The 24091-nt window shown below is 65.5% G+C and carries 15 protein-coding genes and 1 tRNA gene; 13 read left to right on the top strand and 3 right to left on the bottom strand.

Annotated elements, in window-relative coordinates:
- The first annotated feature begins 12 nt into the window (after positions 1-12).
- From KPL76_RS11395 to pyk, 10 genes are all read left to right on the top strand, one after another.
- Positions 13-1581 (top strand): anthranilate synthase component I, encoded by a 1569-nt coding sequence (locus KPL76_RS11395; RefSeq protein ID WP_216333546.1) that lies wholly within the window; start codon positions 13-15, stop codon positions 1579-1581.
- Positions 1578-2354 carry a Trp biosynthesis-associated membrane protein gene (locus KPL76_RS11390; RefSeq protein ID WP_216333544.1) on the top strand — a complete coding sequence of 259 codons (777 nt, stop codon included), beginning with the start codon at positions 1578-1580 and terminating at the stop codon, positions 2352-2354. The genes KPL76_RS11395 and KPL76_RS11390 overlap by 4 nt, the downstream gene beginning before the upstream one ends.
- A gap of 85 nt (positions 2355-2439) precedes the next feature.
- Positions 2440-2670 carry a DUF6704 family protein gene (locus KPL76_RS11385; RefSeq protein ID WP_205108737.1) on the top strand — a complete coding sequence of 77 codons (231 nt, stop codon included), beginning with the start codon at positions 2440-2442 and terminating at the stop codon, positions 2668-2670.
- Positions 2671-2675: 5 nt separating this feature from the next.
- Positions 2676-3449: an indole-3-glycerol phosphate synthase TrpC gene (gene trpC / locus KPL76_RS11380; RefSeq protein WP_216333542.1), complete on the top strand. Its 774-nt coding sequence runs from the start codon at positions 2676-2678 to the stop codon at positions 3447-3449.
- Positions 3446-4774, top strand: coding sequence for a tryptophan synthase subunit beta (gene trpB, locus KPL76_RS11375; RefSeq protein ID WP_216333541.1), 1329 nt, complete (start codon positions 3446-3448; stop codon positions 4772-4774). Before trpC ends, trpB begins: the two co-directional genes overlap by 4 nt.
- Positions 4771-5574, top strand: a complete 804-nt coding sequence (gene trpA / locus KPL76_RS11370) for a tryptophan synthase subunit alpha (RefSeq protein ID WP_216333539.1) — start codon at positions 4771-4773, stop codon at positions 5572-5574. Before trpB ends, trpA begins: the two co-directional genes overlap by 4 nt.
- Positions 5575-5746: 172 nt before the next feature.
- Positions 5747-6826 (top strand): prolipoprotein diacylglyceryl transferase, encoded by a 1080-nt coding sequence (lgt, locus tag KPL76_RS11365; RefSeq protein WP_216333537.1) that lies wholly within the window; start codon positions 5747-5749, stop codon positions 6824-6826.
- Between the two features lie 273 nt (positions 6827-7099).
- Positions 7100-11623: a glutamate synthase large subunit gene (gltB, locus tag KPL76_RS11360; protein ID WP_216336409.1), complete on the top strand. Its 4524-nt coding sequence runs from the start codon at positions 7100-7102 to the stop codon at positions 11621-11623.
- The gene (locus tag KPL76_RS11355; protein WP_216333527.1) at positions 11616-13073 is read left to right on the top strand and encodes a glutamate synthase subunit beta; all 1458 of its coding nucleotides are present in this window, start codon (positions 11616-11618) and stop codon (positions 13071-13073) included. The genes gltB and KPL76_RS11355 overlap by 8 nt, the downstream gene beginning before the upstream one ends.
- A gap of 36 nt (positions 13074-13109) precedes the next feature.
- Positions 13110-14579 (top strand): pyruvate kinase, encoded by a 1470-nt coding sequence (gene pyk, locus KPL76_RS11350; RefSeq protein WP_216333526.1) that lies wholly within the window; start codon positions 13110-13112, stop codon positions 14577-14579.
- Between the two features lie 53 nt (positions 14580-14632).
- Here pyk and KPL76_RS11345 read toward each other — a convergent pair.
- Positions 14633-14713 (bottom strand) — tRNA-Leu (locus KPL76_RS11345).
- A 38-nt stretch (positions 14714-14751) separates the two neighbouring features.
- Here KPL76_RS11345 and KPL76_RS11340 point away from each other — a divergent pair.
- The 3 genes from KPL76_RS11340 (at position 14752) to polA (ending at position 18616) form a co-directional block, all read left to right on the top strand.
- Positions 14752-15357 (top strand): ANTAR domain-containing response regulator, encoded by a 606-nt coding sequence (locus tag KPL76_RS11340; RefSeq protein WP_205108751.1) that lies wholly within the window; start codon positions 14752-14754, stop codon positions 15355-15357.
- A 136-nt stretch (positions 15358-15493) separates the two neighbouring features.
- Positions 15494-15838, top strand: a complete 345-nt coding sequence (locus tag KPL76_RS11335) for a PaaI family thioesterase (protein ID WP_216336407.1) — start codon at positions 15494-15496, stop codon at positions 15836-15838.
- Between the two features lie 105 nt (positions 15839-15943).
- Positions 15944-18616 (top strand): DNA polymerase I, encoded by a 2673-nt coding sequence (polA, locus tag KPL76_RS11330; protein WP_216333524.1) that lies wholly within the window; start codon positions 15944-15946, stop codon positions 18614-18616.
- A gap of 144 nt (positions 18617-18760) precedes the next feature.
- Here polA and KPL76_RS11325 read toward each other — a convergent pair whose 3' ends face one another.
- Both KPL76_RS11325 and KPL76_RS11320 read right to left on the bottom strand, forming a co-directional pair.
- Positions 18761-22270 (bottom strand): error-prone DNA polymerase, encoded by a 3510-nt coding sequence (locus KPL76_RS11325; RefSeq protein WP_216333522.1) that lies wholly within the window; start codon positions 22268-22270, stop codon positions 18761-18763.
- A 152-nt stretch (positions 22271-22422) separates the two neighbouring features.
- A complete protein-coding gene (locus KPL76_RS11320) occupies positions 22423-24090 on the bottom strand; it encodes a DNA polymerase Y family protein (RefSeq protein WP_216333520.1) in 1668 nt (555 codons plus the stop codon).
- Position 24091 lies beyond the last annotated feature (1 nt).

The following is a 24091-nucleotide window of genomic DNA, read 5'->3' as shown; positions in this document are numbered from 1 at the left end:
ACAGGAACAGCGATGGCACCCAGCACCCCGAGCTCGACGACTCGCGAAGAGTTCGACCGACTCCTGAACACCCACCGGGTGATCCCGGTCATTCGCACGCTCTTCGCCGACGGTGAGACGCCGATCGGCATCTACCGCAAACTGAGCGACAACCGCCCTGGCACCTTCCTGCTCGAATCTGCGGGACAGGGCGGCGTGTGGTCGCGGTTCTCGTTCATCGGCGTGTCGAGCTACGGCGTGCTGAGTGCAGACGGTGACCGCGCTGTGTGGATGGGATCCGGGCTCAACACAGCCCGGGCATTCCCCCACGGAATGCCGAGCGGGCCGCTCGAGGCGCTGGCCGAGCTCTACGAAGAGTGGAAGACACCTGCCATCGAGGGGCACCCTCCCCTGACCGGAGGACTCGTGGGGTTCATCGGCTGGGAGACGGTGCGCCAGATCGAACACCTTCCCAACCGGCCGCCGGCCGATTTCGCTGTGCCGTGCCAGGCGCTGTCGTTCGTCTCCGACCTGATCGCTGTCGACCACCTGCTCGGCACGGTGACCCTGGTCTCAACGGTGCTCGCCGACGGCGATGTTGCGGGGGGATCCGGCGATTCCGGCGGCAGGAACGCCGACCCCGACGAACTCTGGCGCGACGCCGTTGCACGGCTGGATTCGATGCAGTATCGCCTGGCGAAACCGGCAGAGGCCTGGCTTGCAGAGGCGGATTTCTCGCTGGCTGCGACCCCGGATGCCCGCACCACGCGCCCCGATTTCCTCGACTCGATCGAGGTGGCCAAAGAGCACATCCGCGAGGGCGACATCTTTCAGGTGGTCATCTCGCAGCGCTTCGACCTGGCCTGCAGCGCGGAGCCGATCGAGGTCTACCGCGTGCTCAGAACCCTCAACCCGAGCCCGTACATGTACCTGCTGAACCTCGAATCCCCGTCTCGGCAGCCGTACGCCATTGTCGGTTCGAGCCCCGAGGCGCTGGTCAAGGTCGAAGAGGGTCGCGCATTCACCCACCCGATCGCCGGTTCACGCCCGCGCGGCCGCGGAGTCGACGAAGACCTGAATTTCGAGAGCGAGCTGCTGGCAGACCCCAAAGAGAAGGCCGAGCACCTGATGCTCGTCGACCTCGCGCGCAACGACCTGCTGAAGGTCTGCGAAGCGGGATCGGTCGAGGTCACCGAGTTCATGCGCATCGAGCGGTTCAGTCACATCATGCACATCGTGTCGTCGGTCGAGGGGATTCTCGCCCCCGAGGTTACGGCGATCGATGTGTTCCGAGCGACCTTCCCAGCCGGCACCCTCTCTGGTGCCCCGAAACCGCGTGCGCTACAGATCATCGATGACCTCGAACCAGCGCAGCGCGGCGTCTACGGTGGGGTGGTCGGGTATTTCGACTTCGCCGGCGGAGCAGATCTCGCCATCGCGATCCGTACCGCGGTGATCGCCGGCGGCGTGGCCCACGTTCAGGCCGGTGGCGGTCTCGTCGCGGACTCCGACCCCGCCTCTGAGTTCCTCGAATCCCAGAACAAGGCCGCGGCGCCCCTTCGCGCCGTGGCGATCGCCAATGCCATGAAGAGAGTCGGATGACCGGGGCACCGCTTCGCCGGGTCAAATCCCTGAGCATCCTCGCCGTCGTCGCGTGGAGTGCCCTGGTGTTCCTGTCGTGGTCGCAACCGTGGTTCACACTGACGGCTCAGGGCCGTGCCGGAGACACTCTCACGGTCACGGTTCAGGGTGCCGCTGCCGCTCCGGCTCTCTCGGCCCTTGCTCTTGCGGGCCTCGCACTCTCGGCAGCGCTGGCGATCGCAGGGCCCGTCATCAGGATCATCCTCGGCCTGCTCGAACTCGTGCTCGGCCTGTCAATACTCGCCTCCTCCGCCGCGGCTCTGGCAGACCCCGTTCTGGCCGGTCAGTCGGCTGTGACCAGTGCCACCGGCGTGGCGGGGAGCAGCTCGATCCTGGCCATCGCCCAGTCGACAGGGTCGACCCCCTGGCCGTGGGTCGCGGCCGTCGCGGGTGCGCTGATGGCCGTGACGGGCATCCTGATCGTCGTGACGTTCCGCCGGTGGCCAGTATCGGGTCGAAAGTACCAGCCGGTGCAGTTCGCCGATGAGACCGGGCGAACGTCAGCCAGCCCGGCCACACTGGTCGAGGCGAATCTCGGATCGGTGGGGCCCGAGACCGAGAACAGTGCCGCTGCGCCTGTCGGCCACGAAACAGCCGGGGACTCCGCTCCCTCGACCACCGCATCGGCAGAGACAGGGGTGCCGGTCGACCTCGACGCGAAAGCCGAGTCAGACCGTACCCGGGCCGTCGACAGCTGGGACAGTCTCAGCCGCGGAGTCGACCCCACCAACTGACATTCCGGGCAGCGCATCTGAACTGCACGGCAATTCGGCACCCGATAGACTGGTCGCCGACCCACGCACATCTTCAAGGAGCACCATGAGCATTGAGTCATCTGAGCCCGGCCACGGCAGTTCCATCGCATCGTGGACGGCGGTCGTGATCATGCTGGTCGCATTCGCGATCGGCACCCTCGCTTTCTTCCTCTCCATCGTCTGGCTGGTCTGGGCCTCGGCAGTGCTCCTCGTCGTCGGCCTGCTGGTGGGGTACGGCCTCGCCAAAGCAGGCTACGGCGTCGACGGGGCGAAGACCGCTGCCAGGGGGCACTAACTCCAGTGCTCTCCTCTCTGAGTGCCGGGGCCGCTGAAGACGCGGAAGCCCGGCGTCTTCTCGTCAGCTACGACGATGTCGAACGTGCCGCTCTCGCCCAGGAGCCGGCGCTCGACGCCCTGGCCTTCCTGGCTCCGGCCGAACGTGTCAAGATCATCGCCGAAGTCAAACGTGCCAGTCCGTCGCGCGGCGCGCTGGCGGCGATCACCGACCCCGCAGCGCTGGCCTCGACCTACCAGTCGGCCGGCGCGAGTGCAATCAGCGTGCTGACGGAAGGCCGCAAGTTCAAGGGCTCCCTCGAAGACCTGGTGCTGGTTCGGCAGGCCGTCTCGGTACCCGTTCTCCGCAAGGACTTCGTGACCCTCGACTACCAGGTGCTCGAAGCGCGTGCAGCGGGCGCCGACCTGGTTCTGCTCATCGTGGCCGCGCTCGACCAGTCGACACTGCTGCACCTGCATGAGTTCATCAATGAACTCGGAATGACTGCGCTGGTCGAGACCCATTCAGCTGATGAGGTCGAACGCGCCCTCGACCTCGGCGCCTCGCTCATCGGCGTCAACGCCCGAAACCTGTCGACGTTCGAACTCGACAGCGACCTGTTCGGCCGCCTCGCCGACCGCATCCCGGCCGGCATCATCCGCGTTGCAGAATCCGCAGTGAAGACCGCTGCCGACGTCAGCCACTACCGCTCGAGCGGGGCCGACGTCGTGCTCGTCGGCGAAGCACTCGTCACCGGCGACCCTGCACGCACCCTCGAAGAATTCCTAGGAGTCTCATGACCACCCACCTGCGTGACGAGAACGGGCCGTTCTTCGGCGAGTTCGGGGGCAGGTTCATGCCGGAGTCGCTCATCGCTGCGCTCGACGAGATCAGCGCTGCCTACGACGAAGCGAAGAACGACCCGTCGTTCGCCGCCGAACTGGCCGAACTCCACCGCACCTACACCGGCCGGCCCTCGATCATCACCGAGGCCAGGCGTTTCGCCGAGTATGCGGGCGGAGCCCGCATCATCCTGAAGCGTGAAGACCTGAACCACACCGGTTCGCACAAGATCAACAACGTGCTCGGCCAGGCGTTGCTCGCCAAGCGACTCGGCAAGACCCGCCTCATCGCCGAAACCGGCGCGGGCCAACACGGTGTCGCCACGGCAACGGCCGCCGCGCTGTTCGGTATGAGCTGCGTGGTGTACATGGGCGAGGTCGACACCGAGCGCCAGGCGCTGAATGTGGCTCGCATGCGTCTGCTCGGTGCTGAGGTCGTCCCGGTGACGACGGGCACCCGCACGTTGAAAGACGCGCTGAACGAAGCATTCCGCGACTGGGTTGCCAACGTCGGCGACACACACTACCTGCTCGGCACCGTTGCGGGGCCGCATCCCTTCCCCGTGATGGTGCGCGACTTCCACAAGATCATCGGCGAAGAGGCTCGCGAGCAGGTCCTGGCGCTGACGGGCTCACTGCCTGACGCCGTCGTCGCCTGCGTCGGTGGTGGCTCGAATGCCATCGGCATCTTCCACGCGTTCCTCGACGACCCCGACGTCGCGCTCTACGGCTATGAGGCAGCGGGAGACGGCGTCGACACCCTGCGCCACGCGGCAACGATCACCATGGGCCGCCCCGGGGTGCTCCACGGCTCGCGCAGCCTCATGCTGCAGGACGACGACGGCCAGACGCTCGATTCGCACTCCATCTCCGCCGGCCTCGACTACCCAGGGGTCGGGCCCGAGCACGCCTGGCTCGCCTCCATCGGGCGCGCAAGCTACCTGCCTGTCACTGACGGCGAAGCCATGTCGGCCTTCCGCCTGCTCTGCCAGACAGAGGGGATCATTCCTGCCATCGAATCGGCGCACGCGCTGGCAGGTGCGTTGACGCTCGGCCGCGAACTCGGCCCCGATGCCACCATCCTCATCAATCTCAGCGGCCGCGGTGACAAAGACGTCGAGACGGCGGGACGCTACTTCGGTGTGCTCGACGAGGCCGCCCTCGTCGCCAGCGAACTCGAACTCACCGACCTCTCGAGCGAACTCGAGAGCGGGGCAGAAGAGGTCGCCGAACTCGACCGCGATGCCAGAGAACTGGCCAAGGGCGAGGGAACCCAGCGATGAGCGACCACACCACGACGATCTCGCCCGTCGCCACGACCATCACGAACGCCCGCGTCGATCGTGCCGGTGCCCTGATCGGGTACTTGCCGGTCGGGTTCCCCACGCTTGAGACGAGCATCGACGCCGCCGTCGCGCTCGTTGAGAACGGCGTCGATGTGCTCGAGCTCGGGCTGCCGTACACCGATCCGGTGATGGATGGCCCGGTCATCCAGAAAGCCACCCAGACGGCACTCGAGAACGGCTTCCGGCTGCGCGACGCCTTCACGGCCGTCGAAGCCATCCGCTCGCGCGTCGATGCTCCCATCCTGCTCATGACCTACTACAACCCGGTCGTGCAGTACGGCGTCGATCGCTTCGCCGACGATCTCGTTTCGGCCGGGGGAGCCGGGCTCATCACGCCCGATCTCACACCTGACGCCGCAAGCGAGTGGCTCGCGACCAGCGACCGCACGGGCCTTGACCGGGTCTTCCTGGCTGCGCCGACATCGACGGATGATCGGCTGAAGCTCGCGGTCGACAACAGCCGTGGCTTTGTCTACGTGGTCTCGACCATGGGCGTCACCGGTGCCAGGGGTGACGTCGACGCGGCGGCACGCACTCTCGTGGACCGCCTGCGAGAGGCCGGCTCCACCAGCGCCTGCGTCGGCATCGGAATCTCGACCAGTGACCAGATCGCCGAGATCCTGGCGTACGCCGATGGCGCGATCGTGGGCTCTGCCCTCGTTCGAGCCCTCTCCGACGACGGTGTTGCCGGTGTCGCGCGCGTCGCCGCCGCTCTGGCACGGGGCACCGCGCGCTGAAGCCCCCGCCGAACCCGGCGCGTCACGTGCCAGCGTCACGCTGCCCGCATCATTCTGCGAGACCTCGAAGGTTCTGAACCCGTGTCACGCGGGTGCACACGACGCATCATAAGATTGGGCTTGCCGATTGCCCATTGACGGCAACGACCCACTACGGAAGGTTTCCACCCAGGTGTTTGTGCCGCAAAGCATTCCCAGCCCGACGATCAATTCCCTGAACATCTCGGGGTGGCTCCAGTCGCTGGGCATCAACCTGCCTTTCACGATCGACATCAAGTTCTATGCGATCTGCATCCTCATCGGCATCGTCGCTGCGACCATCCTGACGTCGCGCAGGCTCACGAAGCGAGGTGCAGAGCCAGGCATCGTGCTCGACATCATCCTGTGGGCCGTGCCGCTCGGCATCATCGGCGCGCGTGTCTTCCATGTGCTCACCCACCCCGGTGACTACTTCTACGACGGCGCCAACCTGTGGGAGGTGTTCGCCATCTGGAATGGCGGCATCGCCATCTTCGGTGGCCTCATCGGCGGCGCGATCGGTGCGCTGATCGGCTGCCGCCTGTCGGGCATCCGGTTCTGGACCTTCGCTGACGCCCTGGCGCCCGGGCTCCTGCTCGCGCAGGCCTTCGGCCGTTTCGGCAACTACTTCAACCACGAACTCTTCGGCAACCCGACCGACGGCTGGTGGGGCCTCGAGATCCCGGCAACCTTCCCCTGGAACGGCCAGCCCAACCCGGCCATTCCCGTCGGCCTGGCCCCGGGAACGCTCTTTCAGCCGACCTTCCTCTACGAGGTCATCTGGAACCTCATCGGCGTTGCTTTCCTGCTCTTCATCGGCAAGAAGCTGGCCCTGCAGTGGGGCAAGCTCTTCGGCATCTACCTCATCTGGTACGGCGTGGGCCGCTCGGTCTGGGAGACCATCCGTGTCGACCCCAGCGAGATCTTCTTCGGTGTTCGGGTCAATGTCTGGGCGGCGTGGCTGGCGATCCTCATCGGTATCGTCATCATCGTCGTGCAGACCAAGCGCCACCCTGGGCGGGAGCGCACCCCGTACAGTTCGGGCATTGCATGGTCGCCAGCAGGCGCTGAGGTAGACTCGGGTGAGAGATACACAGACGAAGAACTTCGCGGCGACGGTGCCGTCGAAGCAGCGGCAGGCGAGAGTTCGGCCGATTCAGACGCTGGCACCACGACTGAGAATGACCTCGAACCCAGCGCCACAAGCGCGACGCGTACAAAACCCACAGCTTAACCAGAAGCCCGAATCCGATACGCTCGTATCGTTCACACCCCTGTCACACCTCGGGCCGCCGGCGTCCCAATCACGAAGAACCCGGTTATGTACCCGGGGGGATGGATTCTTATGGTTGAGAGCAGAACCTCTTCCCGCTTCACCGCGCACCCCGCGCCCCAGGGACTCAGCGCCTTCTCCACAAGCCCTGCCCCACAGGGCTCCAGCGCCTTCTCCACAAGCCCTGCCCCACAGGGCTCCAGCGCCTTCTCCACAAGCCCTGCCCCACAGGGCATGTATGACTCGGCGAACGAGAAGGACGCGTGCGGGCTGGCCATGGTTGCCACACTGCGCGGAGTCGCCGGGCACAACATCATCGACACGGCACTGGATGCCCTGCGGAACCTCGAACACAGGGGCGCCGTCGGCTCCGACGCGGGTACCGGCGACGGTGCCGGCATCCTCACCCAGATCCCCGACGAGTTCCTCCGGGCGGTTTCTGGCGTAGAACTGCCCGAAGTCGGTCACTACGCAGTCGGCAACGCCTTCCTGCCCCTCGACGATACTGAACGCGATGTCGTCATGACCCGCCTCGCCGAGATCGCCGAAGAAGAGAGCCTGACCGTTCTCGGCTGGCGCGAAGTCCCGGTTCGCCCTGACGAGCTCGGTCGTCTGGCGCGCGAGGCGATGCCCGCGATCTGGCAGCTGTACGTCGAGGCGAAACACCACGACGTTCACGGCGAGAAGGCTTCGGGCATCCAGCTCGACCGTCTGACATACCGGCTGCGCAAGCGGGTCGAGCACGAGCATGAGGTCTACTTCATGTCGCTGTCTGCCCGCACGCTCACCTACAAGGGCATGGTCACGACGCTTCAGCTCGAGCCGTTCTACCCCGATCTCTCTGACGAACGCTTCGCCTCGAAGCTCGCCCTGGTGCATTCTCGCTACTCCACGAACACCTTCCCGTCGTGGCCACTGGCACAACCGCTCCGCATGATGGCCCACAACGGTGAGATCAACACCGTTCAGGGAAACCGCAACTGGATGCGCGCCCGCCAGTCCCAGCTGAAGAGCGAACTGATCGGCGACATCGCACCGTTGCGCCCGATCGTCACGCCCGGTGCGAGCGACTCGGCGTCGTTCGACGAGGTCGTCGAGTTGCTGACCCTCGCCGGCCGCTCTCTGCCACACGCGATCATGATGATGGTGCCGGAGGCCTGGGAGAACAACGCCTCGTTCGACCCTGCCCGGCGTTCGTTCTACGAGTTCCACTCCATGCTCATGGAGCCCTGGGACGGCCCTGCGGCCCTTGTCTTCACTGACGGCAACCTCGTCGGTGCCACCCTCGACCGCAACGGGCTCCGCCCGGGCCGGTATCTCGTCACCGACGACGGCCTCGTCGTGCTGGCGAGTGAGATCGGCGTGCTCGACGTCGACCCGTCGAAGGTCGTTCGCAAGGGGCGCCTGCGCCCCGGCAAGATGTTCCTTGTCGACACCGAGGCCGGCCGTCTCATCGAAGACGACGAGATCAAGGACTCCCTCGCCGCCAGCGAACCGTGGGCCGAGTGGCTCGAAGAGGGGCGCATCAACCTGCGCGACCTTCCCGAACGCGAACACATCGTACACACGCCCGCCTCGGTCACCCGTCGCCAGCGCACCTTCGGTTTCACCGAAGAGGAGATCCGCATCCTGCTCACGCCGATGGCGAAGAACGGTGCAGAGCCCCTCGGTGCCATGGGTTCCGACACGCCGATCGCCGTGCTGTCGAAACGACCCCGGCTGCTGTTCGACTACTTCACCCAGCAGTTCGCCCAGGTCACGAACCCGCCGCTCGACTCCATCCGTGAAGAGGTCGTCACCTCGCTGCGCCTCGGCCTCGGCCCTGAGCGCAACCTGCTCGACGCGACCCCCGGCCACACCGGCCAGGTCGTGCTCGACTTCCCGGTGATCGACAACGACGAACTTGCCAAGATCCAGCACATCGACCCCAGCCCCGGCAGCGCGACGACCACGACCCTTCGTGGGCTGTACCGCGTTGAGAATGGCCCCTCGGCCATGCAGGAACGCATCGCCGAAATGTGTATCGAGGCCGATGAGGCCATCGCCAACGGTGCAAAGTTCATCGTGCTGAGCGACCGCGACTCGAACAAGGAGAACGCTCCTGTTCCGTCGCTGCTCATGCTGTCGGGAGTGCACCACCACCTGATCCGGGCAGAGACCCGCATGAAGGTCGGGCTGATCGTCGAGGCCGGAGACGTGCGGGAAGTGCACCATGTCGCACTGCTGATCGGCTTCGGAGCATCCGCTGTCAACCCGTACCTCGCCATGGAGACCTGCGAGAACCTCGTCCGCTCCGGAATGATCACAGGAATCACGCCTGAGAAGGCCGTGAAGAACGTCATCAAGGCGCTCGGCAAGGGCGTGCTGAAGATCATGTCGAAGATGGGCATCTCGACGGTCTCGTCATACGCCGGTGCCCAGGCCTTCGAAGCCGTGGGCCTCGACAAGGAATTCGTTGCGAAGTACTTCACCGGTACCTCGTCGAAGCTCGGCGGCGTCGGCATCGAGGTCATCGCAGCCGAGAGCGCGAACCGCCACGCTGCGGCCTACCCCGAAGATGGCGCGATCACCGTGCACGAACCGCTGGCCGTGGGCGGCGAGTACCAATGGCGCCGCGAGGGGCCGCCCCACCTCTTCAACCCCGACACCGTCTTCCGGTTGCAGCATTCGACGCGGGCGCGCCGGTATGACATCTTCCGCGAGTACACGAAACTCGTCGACGACCAGTCCGAGCAGTTGATGACCGTTCGCGGTCTCTTCAAATTGAAGACAGACGTTCGCAAGCCCGTTCCGCTCGATGAAGTGGAATCGGTCGAATCCATCGTCAAGCGCTTCTCAACCGGCGCGATGAGCTATGGCTCCATCTCGCAGGAGGCACACGAGACGCTTGCGATCGCCATGAACCGGCTGGGCGCCAAGTCGAACACCGGCGAAGGCGGCGAAGACGTGGCCCGCCTGCTCGACCCCGAACGCCGCAGTGCGATCAAGCAGGTCGCCTCAGGCAGGTTCGGCGTGACGAGCATGTACCTCACCCACGCCACCGACATCCAGATCAAGATGGCGCAGGGCGCCAAGCCCGGCGAGGGCGGCCAGCTGCCGCCGACCAAGGTGTACCCGTGGATCGCGCGCACTCGTCACGCGACCGCCGGAGTCGGTCTCATCTCGCCGCCTCCCCACCACGACATCTACTCGATCGAAGATCTCAAACAGCTGATTTTCGACCTGAAGCGCGCCAACCCCGAAGCACGGGTGCACGTCAAGCTCGTGAGCCAGAACGGCATCGGCGCTGTCGCTGCCGGCGTCACGAAGGCACTAGCCGACGTCGTTCTCGTCTCCGGCCACGACGGGGGAACGGGTGCGAGCCCGCTCAACTCCCTGAAGCACGCGGGAACACCGTGGGAACTCGGCCTCGCCGAGACGCAGCAGACGCTGATGCTCAACGGAATGCGCGACCGTGTTGTCGTGCAGGTCGACGGCCAGATGAAGACCGGCCGTGACGTCATCGTCGGCGCACTTCTGGGGGCCGAGGAGTTCGGTTTCGCGACCGCACCCCTCGTCGTCTCCGGTTGTGTGATGATGCGTGTCTGCCACCTCGACACCTGCCCCGTCGGCGTGGCTACGCAGAACCCCGAACTCCGCGCCCGGTTCACCGGCAAGCCGGAATTCGTCGTGAACTTCTTCGAATTCCTCGCCCAGGAGGTTCGCGAGTACCTTGCAGAACTCGGCTTCCGAAGCCTCGAAGAGGCGATCGGGCACCACGAGCTCCTGAACGTGAACGCGGCACTCGAGCACTGGAAGGCTGACGGCCTCGACCTGAGCCCGATCCTGGTCGGCCCGGTCTTCTCCGACGACGAACCCCGCGTCAACCGCCGGCAGCAGGAGCACGAGCTCGAGAAGCACTTCGACGTACAACTGATCAGCGACGCTGAAGAGGCACTCGCCTTCGGTGAACCCGTGGTCATCTCGCTGCCGATCCGCAATACCGAGCGCGCCGTCGGCACGATGCTCGGCCACGAAGTCACCGTTCGCCACGGCGAGAACGGCCTACCAGACGACACGATCCAGATCACGCTGCTGGGTTCTGCCGGGCAGTCGCTGGGGGCGTTCCTTCCCTCAGGCATCACGCTGAGACTCGAAGGCGACTCGAACGACTACGTCGGCAAGGGTCTCTCGGGCGGCCGCATCGTGGTGCGCCCGAACCGGGCCTCGACGTTCGCGGCTGAGCAGAACGTCATTGCCGGCAACGTCATCGGGTATGGCGCGACCAGCGGAAGCATGTTCATCCGGGGCATTGTGGGCGAGCGTTTTCTCGTGCGCAACTCGGGAGCAACGGCCGTGGCAGAAGGTGTGGGAGACCACGCCCTCGAATACATGACCGGAGGGATCGCGCTGATCCTCGGCGCGACCGGCCGCAACCTGGGCGCCGGAATGTCGGGCGGAACGGCGTACATCCACAAGCTCGATTCGGGGTTGGTGAACACCGACTCGCTCGGGTCGGGGGAGCTGCAGTTGCTCCCGCTCGATGAGACCGACAAAGACCTGGTGCGTTCACTTCTCACCGAACACGAATCAGAGACGGGGTCGACTGTGGCGGCCGGTCTCCTGGCCGACTTCGACAACGCTGCGGCGGACTTCATGAAGGTCCTGCCCCGCGACTATGCTGCCGTTCTTGCAACCCGCCAGACTGCGCTCGACGAGGGTCTCGACCCTGACGGCGATGTGGTCTGGGAACGAATCCTGGAGGTAACCGGTGGCTGATCCCAAGGGATTCCTGAAAGTCACTGAGCGTGAGCTGCCCAAGCGGCGGCCCGTTCCCATTCGACTCATGGACTGGAAAGAGGTCTACGAACCGGCGAACCCGTCTGAGACCCGGCGCCAGGCCGGTCGCTGCATGGACTGCGGCATCCCGTTCTGTCACCAGGGTTGCCCGCTCGGCAATCTGATTCCCGAGTGGAATGACCTCACCTGGCGTGGCGAAGGGCGCCAGGCGATCGAGCGCCTGCACGCGACGAACAACTTCCCGGAGTTCACCGGCCGCCTGTGCCCGGCCCCCTGCGAGAGTTCGTGCGTTCTGGGCATCAACCAGCCGGCAGTGACGATCAAGCAGGTCGAGGTCTCGATCATCGACCAGGCCTTCGCCAACGGCTGGGTCACACCCCACCCGCCGGAGCGACTCACCGGCAAGACGGTCGCCGTCGTGGGCTCAGGCCCCGCAGGGCTGGCAGCAGCACAACAGCTGACCCGGGCCGGCCACACCGTCGCTGTCTACGAGCGGGATGACCGCATCGGCGGTCTGCTGCGCTATGGCATTCCCGACTTCAAGATGGAGAAGAAGCACCTCGAGTCGCGTCTGACGCAGATGATGGCCGAGGGAACACGTTTCCGCGCTGGGATCAACATCGGCGTCGACATCACCTGGGCCGAGCTGCGGTCTCGCTACGACGCCGTCATCGTCTGCACGGGAGCCACCGTGCCGCGCGACCTCGCCATTCCCGGGCGCGACCTCGATGGTGTGCATTTCGCCATGGAGTATCTGGTTCAGGGCAACAAGGTCGGCGCCGGCGACGTGGTCAACGACCAGATCACCGCTGAAGGCAAGCATGTCGTCGTTCTCGGCGGCGGCGACACCGGGGCAGACTGCATCGGTACTGCACACCGGCAGCAGGCCCTCTCTGTCACGAACCTGGCCATCGGGCAGCAGCCGCCGCACGAGCGCACAGAGAACCAGCCCTGGCCGACATTCCCGAATCTCTTCGAGGTCTCGAGTGCGCACGAGGAGGGCGGCGAGCGTGTCTATCTCGCCTCCACCGTCGAGTTCCTCTCCAACGAATCCGGCGAGGTTCGTGCGATCCGTGTCGCCGAGACCGAGTACCTCGACGGGCGGCGCGTGCCGAAGGCCGGCACCGAGCGGGAGATTCCCGCTGACCTGGTGCTCCTCGCCCTGGGCTTCACCGGCCCGGAGTCCGCAGACCTCTCGTCACAGGTCGGCGCGGTCTTCGACGGTCGCGGCGCGATCGAGCGCGACAAGGACTACGAGACGAGCATCCCCGGCATCTTCGTCGCCGGCGACGCCGGACGGGGGCAGTCGCTCATCGTCTGGGCGATCGCCGAAGGGCGCGCCGCTGCAGCGTCTGTCGACCGGTATCTCGAAGGAGACACCGAACTGCCATTCCCCGTTTCCCCCACAGACCGCGCTATCGCGATCTAATAGAACAGATCAACCAATGCGCTCTCGCGCAGAATCATGGAGCACCGTTCAGATATGAGACGCGCAAAAATCGTCGCAACACTCGGCCCGGCGACATCGTCGTATGAGAACCTCCGGGCCATCATCGACGCCGGGGTCGACGTCTGTCGCATGAACCTCAGCCACGGCACCTACGACGTTCACGAGGCGATCTACGCCACCGTGCGCAAGGCAGCCGCCGATTCAGGCCGGGCTGTCGCCGTCATGGTCGACCTGCAGGGCCCGAAGATCCGCCTCGGCAAGTTCGAGGGCGGCCCGTACTACCTCGAACAGGGTGACATCTTCAAGATCACCACCGACGAGGTCATCGGAACCCGTGAACTCTCGGGAACGACCTTCAAAGGCCTTCCTCAAGACGTTTCTCCCGGTGACTTCCTGCTGATCGACGACGGCAAGGTCAAGGTCCGTGTACTGGAGACCGACGGCACCGTCGTAACCACCGAGGTCGTCGTGGCCGGCAATGTCTCGAACAACAAGGGCATCAACCTTCCTGGGGTTGCGGTCAACGTACCTGCACTGTCGAAGAAAGACGAAGCAGACCTGCGGTGGGGCCTGAAGCTCGGCGCCGATCTCATTGCACTCTCGTTCGTTCGCGACGCAAGCGACATCACCCGGGTGCACGAGATCATGGCCGAAGAGGGTCGCAAGATCCCGGTGATCGCCAAGATCGAGAAGCCCCAGGCCGTCGACAACCTCGAAGAGATCATCGACGCGTTCGACAGCATCATGGTCGCCCGCGGTGACCTGGGCGTCGAGCTGCCCCTCGAGGCGGTGCCGATCGTTCAGAAGCGAGCAATCGAGCTGTCGCGCCGCATGGCCAAGCCGGTCATCGTCGCAACGCAGATGCTCGAGTCGATGATCTCCAGCCCCATTCCGACGCGGGCAGAGACCTCCGACGTCGCGAACGCCGTACTCGACGGAGCAGACGCGGTCATGCTGAGTGGCGAGACCAGCGTGGGGGAGTACCCCATCATCACGGTGCAGACCATGGCGCGCATCGTCGAGTCGACCGAGGTGCACGGCATGGAGCGCATTCCTGCGCTCGGCACGAAGCCACGCACGCAGGCCGGTGCGATCACGTTGGCTGCCGCCGAAGTCGCCGACTTCGTCGAAGCCAAGTACCTTGTGGTGTTCACGGAGTCCGGCGACTCAGTGCGACGGATGACACGGCTTCGGTCGAGCATCCCGATCGTCGGCCTCACACCGGAGCCGGGCATCCGCAACCGCATGGCCCTGTCGTGGGGTGTCGAGTCGTTCCTCGTCGACCGGGTCAAGCACACTGACCAGCTGATGGTTCAGGTCGATGACGTGCTCCTCGGCGAGAACATGGCCGAGGTCGGCGACAAGGTCGTGGTGATCTCCGGATCCCCTCCCGGAAAAGCAGGCACCACCAACGACATGCGCGTGCACATCGTGGGTGAGGGTCACAACCCCAAGAAGCCCGACCCCGACGAGCTCGACCACTAAGACGTCAAAGAAAAAGACCCGAGAAACTGCTTCTCGGGTCTTTTTCTGTTTTGTACCGGTGGTCGGACTCGAACCGACACGTCTTGCGACAACGCATTTTGAGTGCGCCGCGTCTACCATTCCGCCACACCGGCTCGCGTCAACATTGTTCAGAATACCGTAGGGTTGAGTTGTGACTGACCACGATACGCCCACGACTGCACCCCGCCGTGTAGTTGTCGCTGAAGATGAATCCCTGATCCGCCTCGACATCGTCGAGATCCTTCGCGACAACGGGTTCGAGGTGGTGGGTGAGGCTGGCGACGGCGAGACCGCGGTGGCGCTTGCGACCGAACTCCGGCCCGACCTGGTCATCATGGACGTCAAGATGCCACTGCTCGACGGCATCTCCGCTGCAGAGCGCCTTTCGAAGGGCCACATCGCTCCCGTCGTGCTGCTCACGGCCTTCAGCCAGAAGGAGCTCGTCGAACGCGCCACCGAGGCCGGCGCACTTGCCTACGTGGTCAAGCCCTTCACCCCGAATGACCTGCTGCCCGCGATCGAGATTGCTCTCTCGCGCTATGCCCAGATCATCACGCTCGAGGCAGAGGTTGCCGACCTCGTCGAGCGGTTCGAGACCCGCAAGCTGGTCGACCGCGCCAAGGGGCTCCTGAACGAGAAGATGGGGCTCACCGAACCTGAGGCGTTCCGATGGATCCAGAAGGCATCGATGGATCGTCGTCTCACCATGCACGACGTCGCGCAGGCGATCATCGAGCAGCTCTCCGTCAAGAAGTAGAGCGCGCGCAGAGTTGACCGTGCCACACGAGGCCACTGCTGCGGGTCGCGCGAATTCCGCTGACGAAGTCCCCGAGCCGACCCCGATCGACGTGAAAGCGCTGTTCTCCGGAGGTCTTGGCGCGCTTGCGGAGAAGATGGGTATCACATTCTTCGAGCTGACACCCGAGCGCTCGGTTGCGACCATGCCCGTCGAAGGCAACACCCAGCCATTCGGTGTCGTGCACGGCGGCGCCTATGTCGTGCTTGCCGAAAGCCTGGGCAGTTTCGCTGCGAACATCTTCGCCGGTGAGGGCCGCGTAGCCATGGGCATCGAAGTCAATGCGAGCCACACGGGTTCAGCATCCAGTGGCATCGTCACCGGAGTGTGCACAGCCATCAAGCTCGGGCGGACCCTCGTCGTTCACGAGATCGCCATTTCCGACGAGGCCGGCCGGCGGCTCTCGACGGTGCGCATCACCAACTTCATCAAGGACCTGTAACGCTCAGCACGGCATCCACGGTGTCACAACCCGGCGGGCGAACACCGCCGAGACGTGGTTGCACCCTCGAATGCCGCCGTCGGCCCCCCTGTGTAGGCTTGCCCTGTGCCGGATACCGAACAGCCCACCCTTCTCATCGTCGACGGTCACTCGCTCGCGTTTCGCGCGTTCTACGCCCTGCCTGTCGACAGCTTCCAGACCAGAGACGGTCAGCACACGAACGCCATCCACGGCTTCGTGTCGATGCTCCTCAACCTTCTGAAGAACGAGAAGCCCACCCACGTTGCCGTGGCATTCGACATCTCCAGGTTCTCGTTCCGCACCCGCGAATACCCCGAATACAAGGGCACCCGGGGCGAGACGCCCCCGGAATTCATGGGCCAGGTACCCCTGCTCAAAGACGTCCTGCACGCGATGAACATCGAAACCCTCGAAAAAGAGGACTTCGAGGCCGACGACATTCTCGCGACGCTATCTGTGCAGGGTGCCGAGCAGGGCTTCCGCGTTCTCGTGGTCTCCGGTGATCGCGACACCATCCAGCTGGTGAACGACAACGTCACTCTGCTGTACCCGTCGAGGCAGGGAGTCACCGATCTCACCCGCTATGACCGCGACAAGGTCTTCGAGCGGTACGGCATCGAACCACACCAGTACCCCGAAGTGGCGGCGCTGGTCGGCGAGACGAGCGACAACCTGCCGGGCATCCCCAAGGTCGGCGAGAAGACCGCGGTGAAGTGGCTGAACCAGTTCGGCAGCCTCGATGAGATCCTGCGGCGCTCTGACGAGATCGGCGGCAAGGTCGGCGAGAGCCTCCGCGAATTCCAGGAGAATGCCGTGCGCAACCGCCGCCTCAACCGGCTGCTCACTGACGTGGAACTGCCCGTCGGGCCGGCCGATTTCACCCGGCGACCCATCGACGAGCAGGCCGTGCGCGACATCTTCGCCCGGCTCGAATTCAGAACGCTGCTCGACCGGGTATTCAAGCTCGACGGCATCGTTTCGGAGCCGGGGGCAACAGCGTCCGTCACTGTCGACGAGAAGGCCGTCGTCGTCCCTGTCCCGTCTGCGCTGCTCGACGAAGAGCTCGAGGCATGGCTTGCACGGCACATCGCGGCCGAGCCGTTCGGGCTCGCACTGAGCGTGGAACTGCTCGACGGCAAGCCGATCGGGTTCGGGCTCGCGTCGTCTGAGGCGGCACTCTTTCTGCCATGGATTCCCGACAGTCGTGACTACCTGCCCTTCGAGAACTGGCTGGCGAGCGATTCGCCCAAACTCCTGCACGGGGCGAAGACACAGCTGAAGGCCATGATCACGGCGGGGCTGACGGTCGCCGGCATCACCTTCGACACGTCTGTGGCCGCGTGGCTGCTGAAGTCCGACGGCACTGCGCCGTCACTTTCAGAGCTGGTGGATCGCGAGCTCGGCGAGACGCTGCCCACCCCCGACCCGAACCAGCTCGTGCCCGCTGACGAATCCGTGGTCGGCCCGGCAATCGAGGCCTGGTTCGTCGGCCGTGTCGCACGCTCATTGAACGACCGACTCGAAGAGGGTTCGCGTTCTGTGCTCGTCGACATCGAGATGCCGGTGCTCGCCGTGCTCGCCCAGATGGAGCTCGACGGCATTGCGGTCAGCCATGCCCAATTGGCCGAGCTCTCTGGCGAACTCTCGGCCCGGGCATCCGACCTCGCGGCCCAGGCGTTCGTGATCATCGACAAGGAGATCAACCTCGGTTCGCCCAAGCAGATCCAGGAGGTGCTCTTCGAGCAGCTCGGTATGCCCAAGACCCGGGCGACGAAGACCGGGTACTCCACCGACGCAGTGTCGCTGGCCGACCTGCAGGCGAGTTCGCCGCATCCGTTCCTCGACCTGCTGCTCTCACACCGCGACGCCACGAAACTGAACCAGATCGTCGAGACGCTCGACAAGTCCATCGCCGCCGATCGCCGCATCCACACCACCTACGTGCAGACCGGTTCGAGTACGGGGCGCATCTCCTCCACAGACCCCAACCTGCAGAACATTCCCGTTCGTACCGAAGAGGGCCGTCGCATCCGTAAGGCCTTCATGGTCGGCGAATCGTACGAGACGCTTCTCACCACCGACTACTCGCAGATCGAGATGCGCATCATGGCGCACCTCTCCGAAGACGAGGGGCTCATTGCCGCCTTCCAATCGGGTGAAGACCTGCACCGTTTTGTTGGCGCGCGCATCTTCGGCGTCGAGCCGGCAGATGTGACGCCGGCCATGCGCTCGAAGGTGAAGGCGATGTCGTACGGCCTCGCCTACGGCCTGTCGGCGTTCGGACTGTCGAAGCAGCTGCGCATTCCGCGCGACGAGGCCAAGCAGCTCATGAGCGACTACTTCGAGCGCTTCGGTGCTGTGCGTGACTACCTCCGCAACGTCGTCGTGCAGGCGCGCGAAGACGGCTACACCGAGACGATCTTCGGCCGGCGCCGCATGTTCCCCGACCTCGCCAGCGCCAACCGGGTGTTGCGCGACAATGCCGAACGCCAGGCGTTGAACGCACCCATCCAGGGCACGGCCGCCGACATTCTGAAGATCGCCATGGTGAACATCTCGGCAGACCTCGCCGAGCGCGAACTGCAGTCACGCATGCTTCTGCAGGTGCACGACGAGCTTGTCTTCGACGTGTATCCCGGCGAATGGGATGCCCTGGCCGACGTCGTCACGACCCGCATGTCGACCGCAGCCGAACTCAAGGTGCCGCTCGATGTGCAGCTCGGCCGCGGCCAGAACTGGAACGAGGCCGCGCACTAGTCTGCGCCTGCGTGACTCGGAAGGCTGCGTGATTTCGGGGTTCTGCGTGATTTCGGGAGGAGAGCAGGCGATGTACTGCCCATAGTGTCGAAACTTTCGCTGTTCTCCTCCCGTTCCCCTCCCGGCACGGCGGTGCGGGGCGCTTCAGCGAAAGTCGCGGGAGCGGGCGGGGGCACCGAGCGGCAGCAACTCGAAGCGGTCGGCCACGAGGTTCAGAATGCCCTCGGGGGAGCGCTCGATGATTCCGCGCACAACCATGGCGGGGGCCTCGCGGGCAACACGGCGATAACGGCTCCAGACCCCCACGCTGCAGATCACGTTCAGGATGCCCGTCTCATCTTCGAGGTTGACGAAGGTGATTCCGCTCGCCGTGGCCGGTCGCTGCCGGTGCGTGACGACCCCGCCCACCTCGATCCGGCGGCCGTTCTCCGTGGTCTCGAGGGCGGCGATCGAGAGCGCTCCGCGCTCATTCAGCCAGTCACGCGAGTGCGAGACAGGGTGGTCGTCTGGCGAGATCCCGGTGCTCCAGAGGTCGTAGATCACCTGCTCGGTGGGGCTCAGCATCGGTAACAGAGGCGGCTGCACGCTGACGTGCGTGCCCTGCAGGAATTCTGGGCGGTCCTGGGCGGCGTTGCCGGCCTCCCACAGCGCTTCGCGGCGCGTCAGGTTCAGGCCGGTGAACGCTCCCGCCGAGGCGAGGGCCTCCATCTGCGTGGTGTTGAGGTCGTTGCGGCGGGCCACGTCGGCCATGTCCCGGTAGAGGCCACCCCGGTCGCGTTCGGCCACGATGCGTTCGGCGAGCTTGTCTCCGATCGAGGTCACGTCGGCGAGGCCGAGGCGCACGTCGAGGTTGCCGTCACGCCGGTGCTCGGCGAAATCGGCCGGGATCGCGCGGTTGAACGGCACGGCGACCGGCGGCTGGTCGTGCAGGATGCACTCGTGCCGACCGGTCGGCAGGGCGGTGGCTCCGACGGCGATGTCGTCTCGGGGTTCGAGACCGGCCTGCACCCCCGAACGCTGGATGTCAGGGCGGTGCACGACGACGCCGTGCCGCCGGGCATCCGCCACCAGGGTCTGCGGCGAGTAGAACCCCATCGGCTGGGCGCGCAGCAGCGAGGCGAGGAACGCGGCCGGGTAGTGCAGCTTGAACCACGAGCTCGCGTAGACGAGCAGCGCAAAACTGTTCGAGTGGCTCTCGGCGAACCCGAAGTTCGCGAAGGCCTCGATCTTCTGGTAGATCTGCTCGGCGACGTCGGGGGCGATCCCGTTGGAGGCCATGCCCGCGAAGAGCTTCTCGCGCAGGGACGAGATCTTCTCGACACCGCGCTTGGAGCCCATGGCCCGGCGGAGCAGGTCGGCGTCTTCAGCCGAGCACCCGCCCACCGCCTGCGCGACCTGCATGAGCTGCTCCTGGAAGAGCGGTACCCCGAGCGTACGTTCGAGAGGTTCTTCGAGCAAGGGGTGCAGGTACGTCACGGGTTCGAGCCCGGTCTTTCGACGAATGTACGGATGCACGGCCCCACCCTGGATGGGACCGGGCCGTATCAGCGCGATCTCGACGACGAGGTCGTAGAACCGGCGCGGCTGCAGGCGGGGGAGTGTGCCCATCTGCGCGCGGCTCTCGACCTGAAAGACACCGATCGAATCGGCCCGGCACAGCATGTCGTACACCCCCTGCTCCTCTTTGGGGATGCTCTGCAGCGACCAGTCTTCACCGAGGTGCTCACGGACGAGGTCGAGCGAGTGCTGCAGGGCAGAGAGCATGCCGAGGCCGAGCAGGTCGAACTTCACCAGGCCCATCCACGCGCAATCGTCTTTGTCCCACTGGAGAACGGTGCGGCCATCCATTCGCCCGTTCTCGATGGGGCAGACCTCGCCGACCGGCCTGTCGGTGAGCACCATTCCTCCCGAATGGATGCCCATGTGACGGGGGAACTTCAGCACCTGCTCAGCGAGCCCGATCACCTCGGAAGGGATGTCATGCTCCTCGGTCGAGATCGTCGACCCCCAACGCTCGATCTGCTTCGACCACGCATCCTGTTGGCCGGGGCTGTGCCCGAGCGCCTTCGCCATGTCGCGCACGGCGAACTTCGGCCGGTAGGTGATGACATTCGCGACCTGCGCCGCGTTGCGCCGCCCGTACTTCTGGTAGACGTACTGGATGACCTCCTCTCGTCGATCCGAATCGAAATCCACGTCGATGTCGGGTTCTTCGTCACGCATGCTCGAGAGAAACCGTTCGAACGGCAGCTTGTAGAAGATCGAATCGACCGCCGTGATGTCGAGGATGAAGCAGACGGCGGAATTGGCGGCCGAGCCACGGCCCTGGCAGAGAATACCCTGGCTTCGGGCGTAGTGCACGATGTCGTGCACGATCAGAAAGTACCCGGGAAAGTCCTTCTGTTCGATGACGGCGAGCTCCTTCTCGATGCGCGCCCGGTTGTCGGCCGTGGCATGGGGGTAATGCGTGGCCATGCCGTCGGCGACCAGCTTGCGCAACCAGCTCATCGGTGTGTGCCCCTCCGGCACCTTCTGCCGGGGCAGTCGCGGTTTGGCGGTGCGCAGCTGAAAAGAGAGGTCGTCGGCGACCTCCACCGTACGCTCGACCGCCCCGGGGTACCGCGCGAACCTGGCTGCCATCTCGCTACCGGATCGAAGATGAGAGCCGGCGGATGCAGGCAACCACCCTTCGAGGTCATCGAGGCTGCGCCGTGCCCGAACGGCCGCAAGGGCCTGCGCGAGCGGAAACTGCTTCGGCGTGGCGTAGTGCACATTGCCGGTCGCAACGGTGTTCACCCGGTGCTTCGACGCCAACGCAGCCAGTGCGTCGTTGGTGTCGCTGTCGAGCGGGTTGCCGTGGTCGAAGAGTTCGACCAGCACGTTCTCGCGGCCGAAGAGAGCGACCAGCCGGTCGAGCTCGCGTGAGGCTCCTGGCAACCCCTCGGATTCGAGCGCCTGGCGAACGACACCCTTGCGGCAGCCGGTGAGGATCATCCACTCGACACTGTCGGTGCTACCACGGCCCGCCACTCCAGGACCGGCCGAAACCGCCTCACTGCCGTCGGCTCCGCTACCGCCGCGGGCCTGGTCGGCCAGCAACTCGAGATCGTAGAGAGGCCTGCCCTTCTCGGCGTCGGTGGCGAGCTGGGCAGAGGTGATGGCGCCGGCGAGCCGGTGGTAGCCCTTCTGCTTGCGGGCCAGGATGACGAGGTGCGAACCCTCGGGGTCTGCCATCCCGTTCTGGGGCTTGGTGAGCCCGAGCGAGAGCTCTGCGCCGAAGATCGTGCTCACGCCGGGGTGCGATTCTGCGGCTTCGGCCAGGTGTACGACCCCGTAGAAACCGTCATGGTCGGTGAGGGCGAGCCCGTGCATCTGCAGCCGTGCGGCTTCTTCGAGCAGCTCTTCGGGAGGCGAGGCACCATCGAGAAAGCTGAAATTGGAGTGGGCGTGCAGTTCGGCGTAGGGCACAACCGGGCTGTCATCGGCAGGATCGGGTGCACGGAGCGGTTCGGGCGGGGGAGTGTACGGCTGTCGTTTGCGCGAGAAGGCCGGCCCGTCGCCCCCGTCGCGGTCGGTGGGCGCGCCGGGACGCCGCGTGTCAGAGAGCTTCTTCTCGAGCTCTGACCACGGGATGGCGGGGTTGTTGAAGCCCATCAGCTCACCCAGCCTTCACTGTGACCTGAAGGTGAGACTGAGCCCGGGCTCCGGATTGAGCCTCAGTGGGCAAACTGTAACCTTCAAGCTCACGGTGAATGTTGGAGATCTGTCCATCAGGTACACCGCGCCGTTCAGGTACACCGCGCCGTTCAGTCATATCGCGCCTCCGCCCACCATTCGTGCTCGTGCAGGGCCAGCAGCCAGGCCGTTCCCTCTGCGTCGACCACCTGGAAACGGTGGAACGACCGGGCCTGCTCGTGATCCCACCAGCGTTCGAACACCGGCCAGGGGCCGGCCCACGCCGTGAGCTGCGGCAGCCGAGGGGCCACATGCTCGTCTGAGGCCCGGGCAGCTGAGGCCCGGGCAGCTGGGGCCCGCGCACCAGGGGCCTGTGCAGGAACGGCGCTCTCTTCGGAGAACCGGGCCGGAACACCCGTCAGCACACCGCGCTCGGTCACGCCGACCGGGCCGCCGTCTTCGGCCTGCACGCTGACTCTTCGGGGCCTCTCGAACACCGTGGAGGGCGCCGGGAGCGGAATGCTGCCCGGCCATGGTTTACCCCCGAGCTCGCGCTCCTTCGGCCGGGGGTCGCCCCACGGCACCAGGATCTGCCGCTCGCTGATACCGCGCCCGCCGCCGATCGCCGCCGTCATCACCCCGCCGTGCCCGAGCAGGCTCTGCACGCGTGAGAGCCCGTGGTGAACGCGGTCGTCTGGTGTGCTGCCCCAGAGCCCGGTCTCGTAGTTGCCGATCGAGTCGAACCCCTCAGGCAACACCCGCACCTTCGTGATCGGTGAGCCGAGCGCACCGTTGCCGTTGCCGGTTCTGCCCTGCACCTGCCAGCGAATGCGGTCGAGCACATCAGAAGCACTGAACCACCGCGGGTGCCCCCACGAACGCTCGTGCACCCCGCCGTTGTCGGTGTGGATCTCGACCCGGATGCCCGTGCACACCAGCAGCGCCCGTGTGAGTTCTTCGACGAACCTTTCGGCTGTGGTTCGAAAGGCGAAGGTGACCTGGTCGACAAGCTCGAGTGGAGGCTCGAACGCCAGCTCGATGTCGCGCAGTTGCGGCGGCAGGCGCGGAACGACCCGCCGGGCATCTCTGCCGCTGGCGAGCGTGTGGGCATACACCCCGGTTTCACCGAACCGCGCCCGCACGTCACGAAAGTCGAGCGCGGCGAAGTCGCCGAGGGTCGTGAGCCCGAGTCTTCGCAACAGGGTGGCCAGCGCCTGGTCGCCGATGGTCTCGATGGGCTGGGGTGCGAGGAATGCCGGTGAACCGCCCGTGGGAACGATACGGATGCTCTGCACCCCCCTCATGCGCACAGCCTGTTCGGCAGCGAACCGGCCGTCGGCGACGGCAATGCGCGCCGACGTCGTCTCTTCGGCCTGTTCGGAGGCGTGCAGCCCGGATATCTCCAGCGCCGCCAGCGCCGTGAACAGCACCTTCGCCATCTCTTCTTCGCCGCCGTAGTAGCGGGCGGGGCCCCGGGAGCGCAGGGCGCAGGCGCCGGGCCTGATGAGCTGCACACCCGGCATCAGTTCTTCGATCGCCGAGACGATCGGCTCGAAACTGCGATGGTCGAGCGCCGGGTCGTAGTCGAAGACCAGCAGTTCGGGGCATCGCGACTGGGCCTCACGGATGCGCTGGCCACGCCGGACTCCTTCGCCCCGCGCACTCGGCGAACACGCGAACACCAGGCCGCGGTCGACCAGGGCGATGGGCAGTGCCGGCTCGATCTCTTCTGCACGCGCGTGTGCCCGAACAGGCCAGTCGGGAAACCAGATCACCAGAGTGCGTGTGACATCTGTCATG

The sequence above is a fragment of the Subtercola sp. PAMC28395 genome, from assembly GCF_018889995.1.
Taxonomy (GTDB): Bacteria; Actinomycetota; Actinomycetes; order Actinomycetales; family Microbacteriaceae; genus Subtercola.
This window is presented reverse-complemented; position numbering and strand designations above follow the sequence as displayed.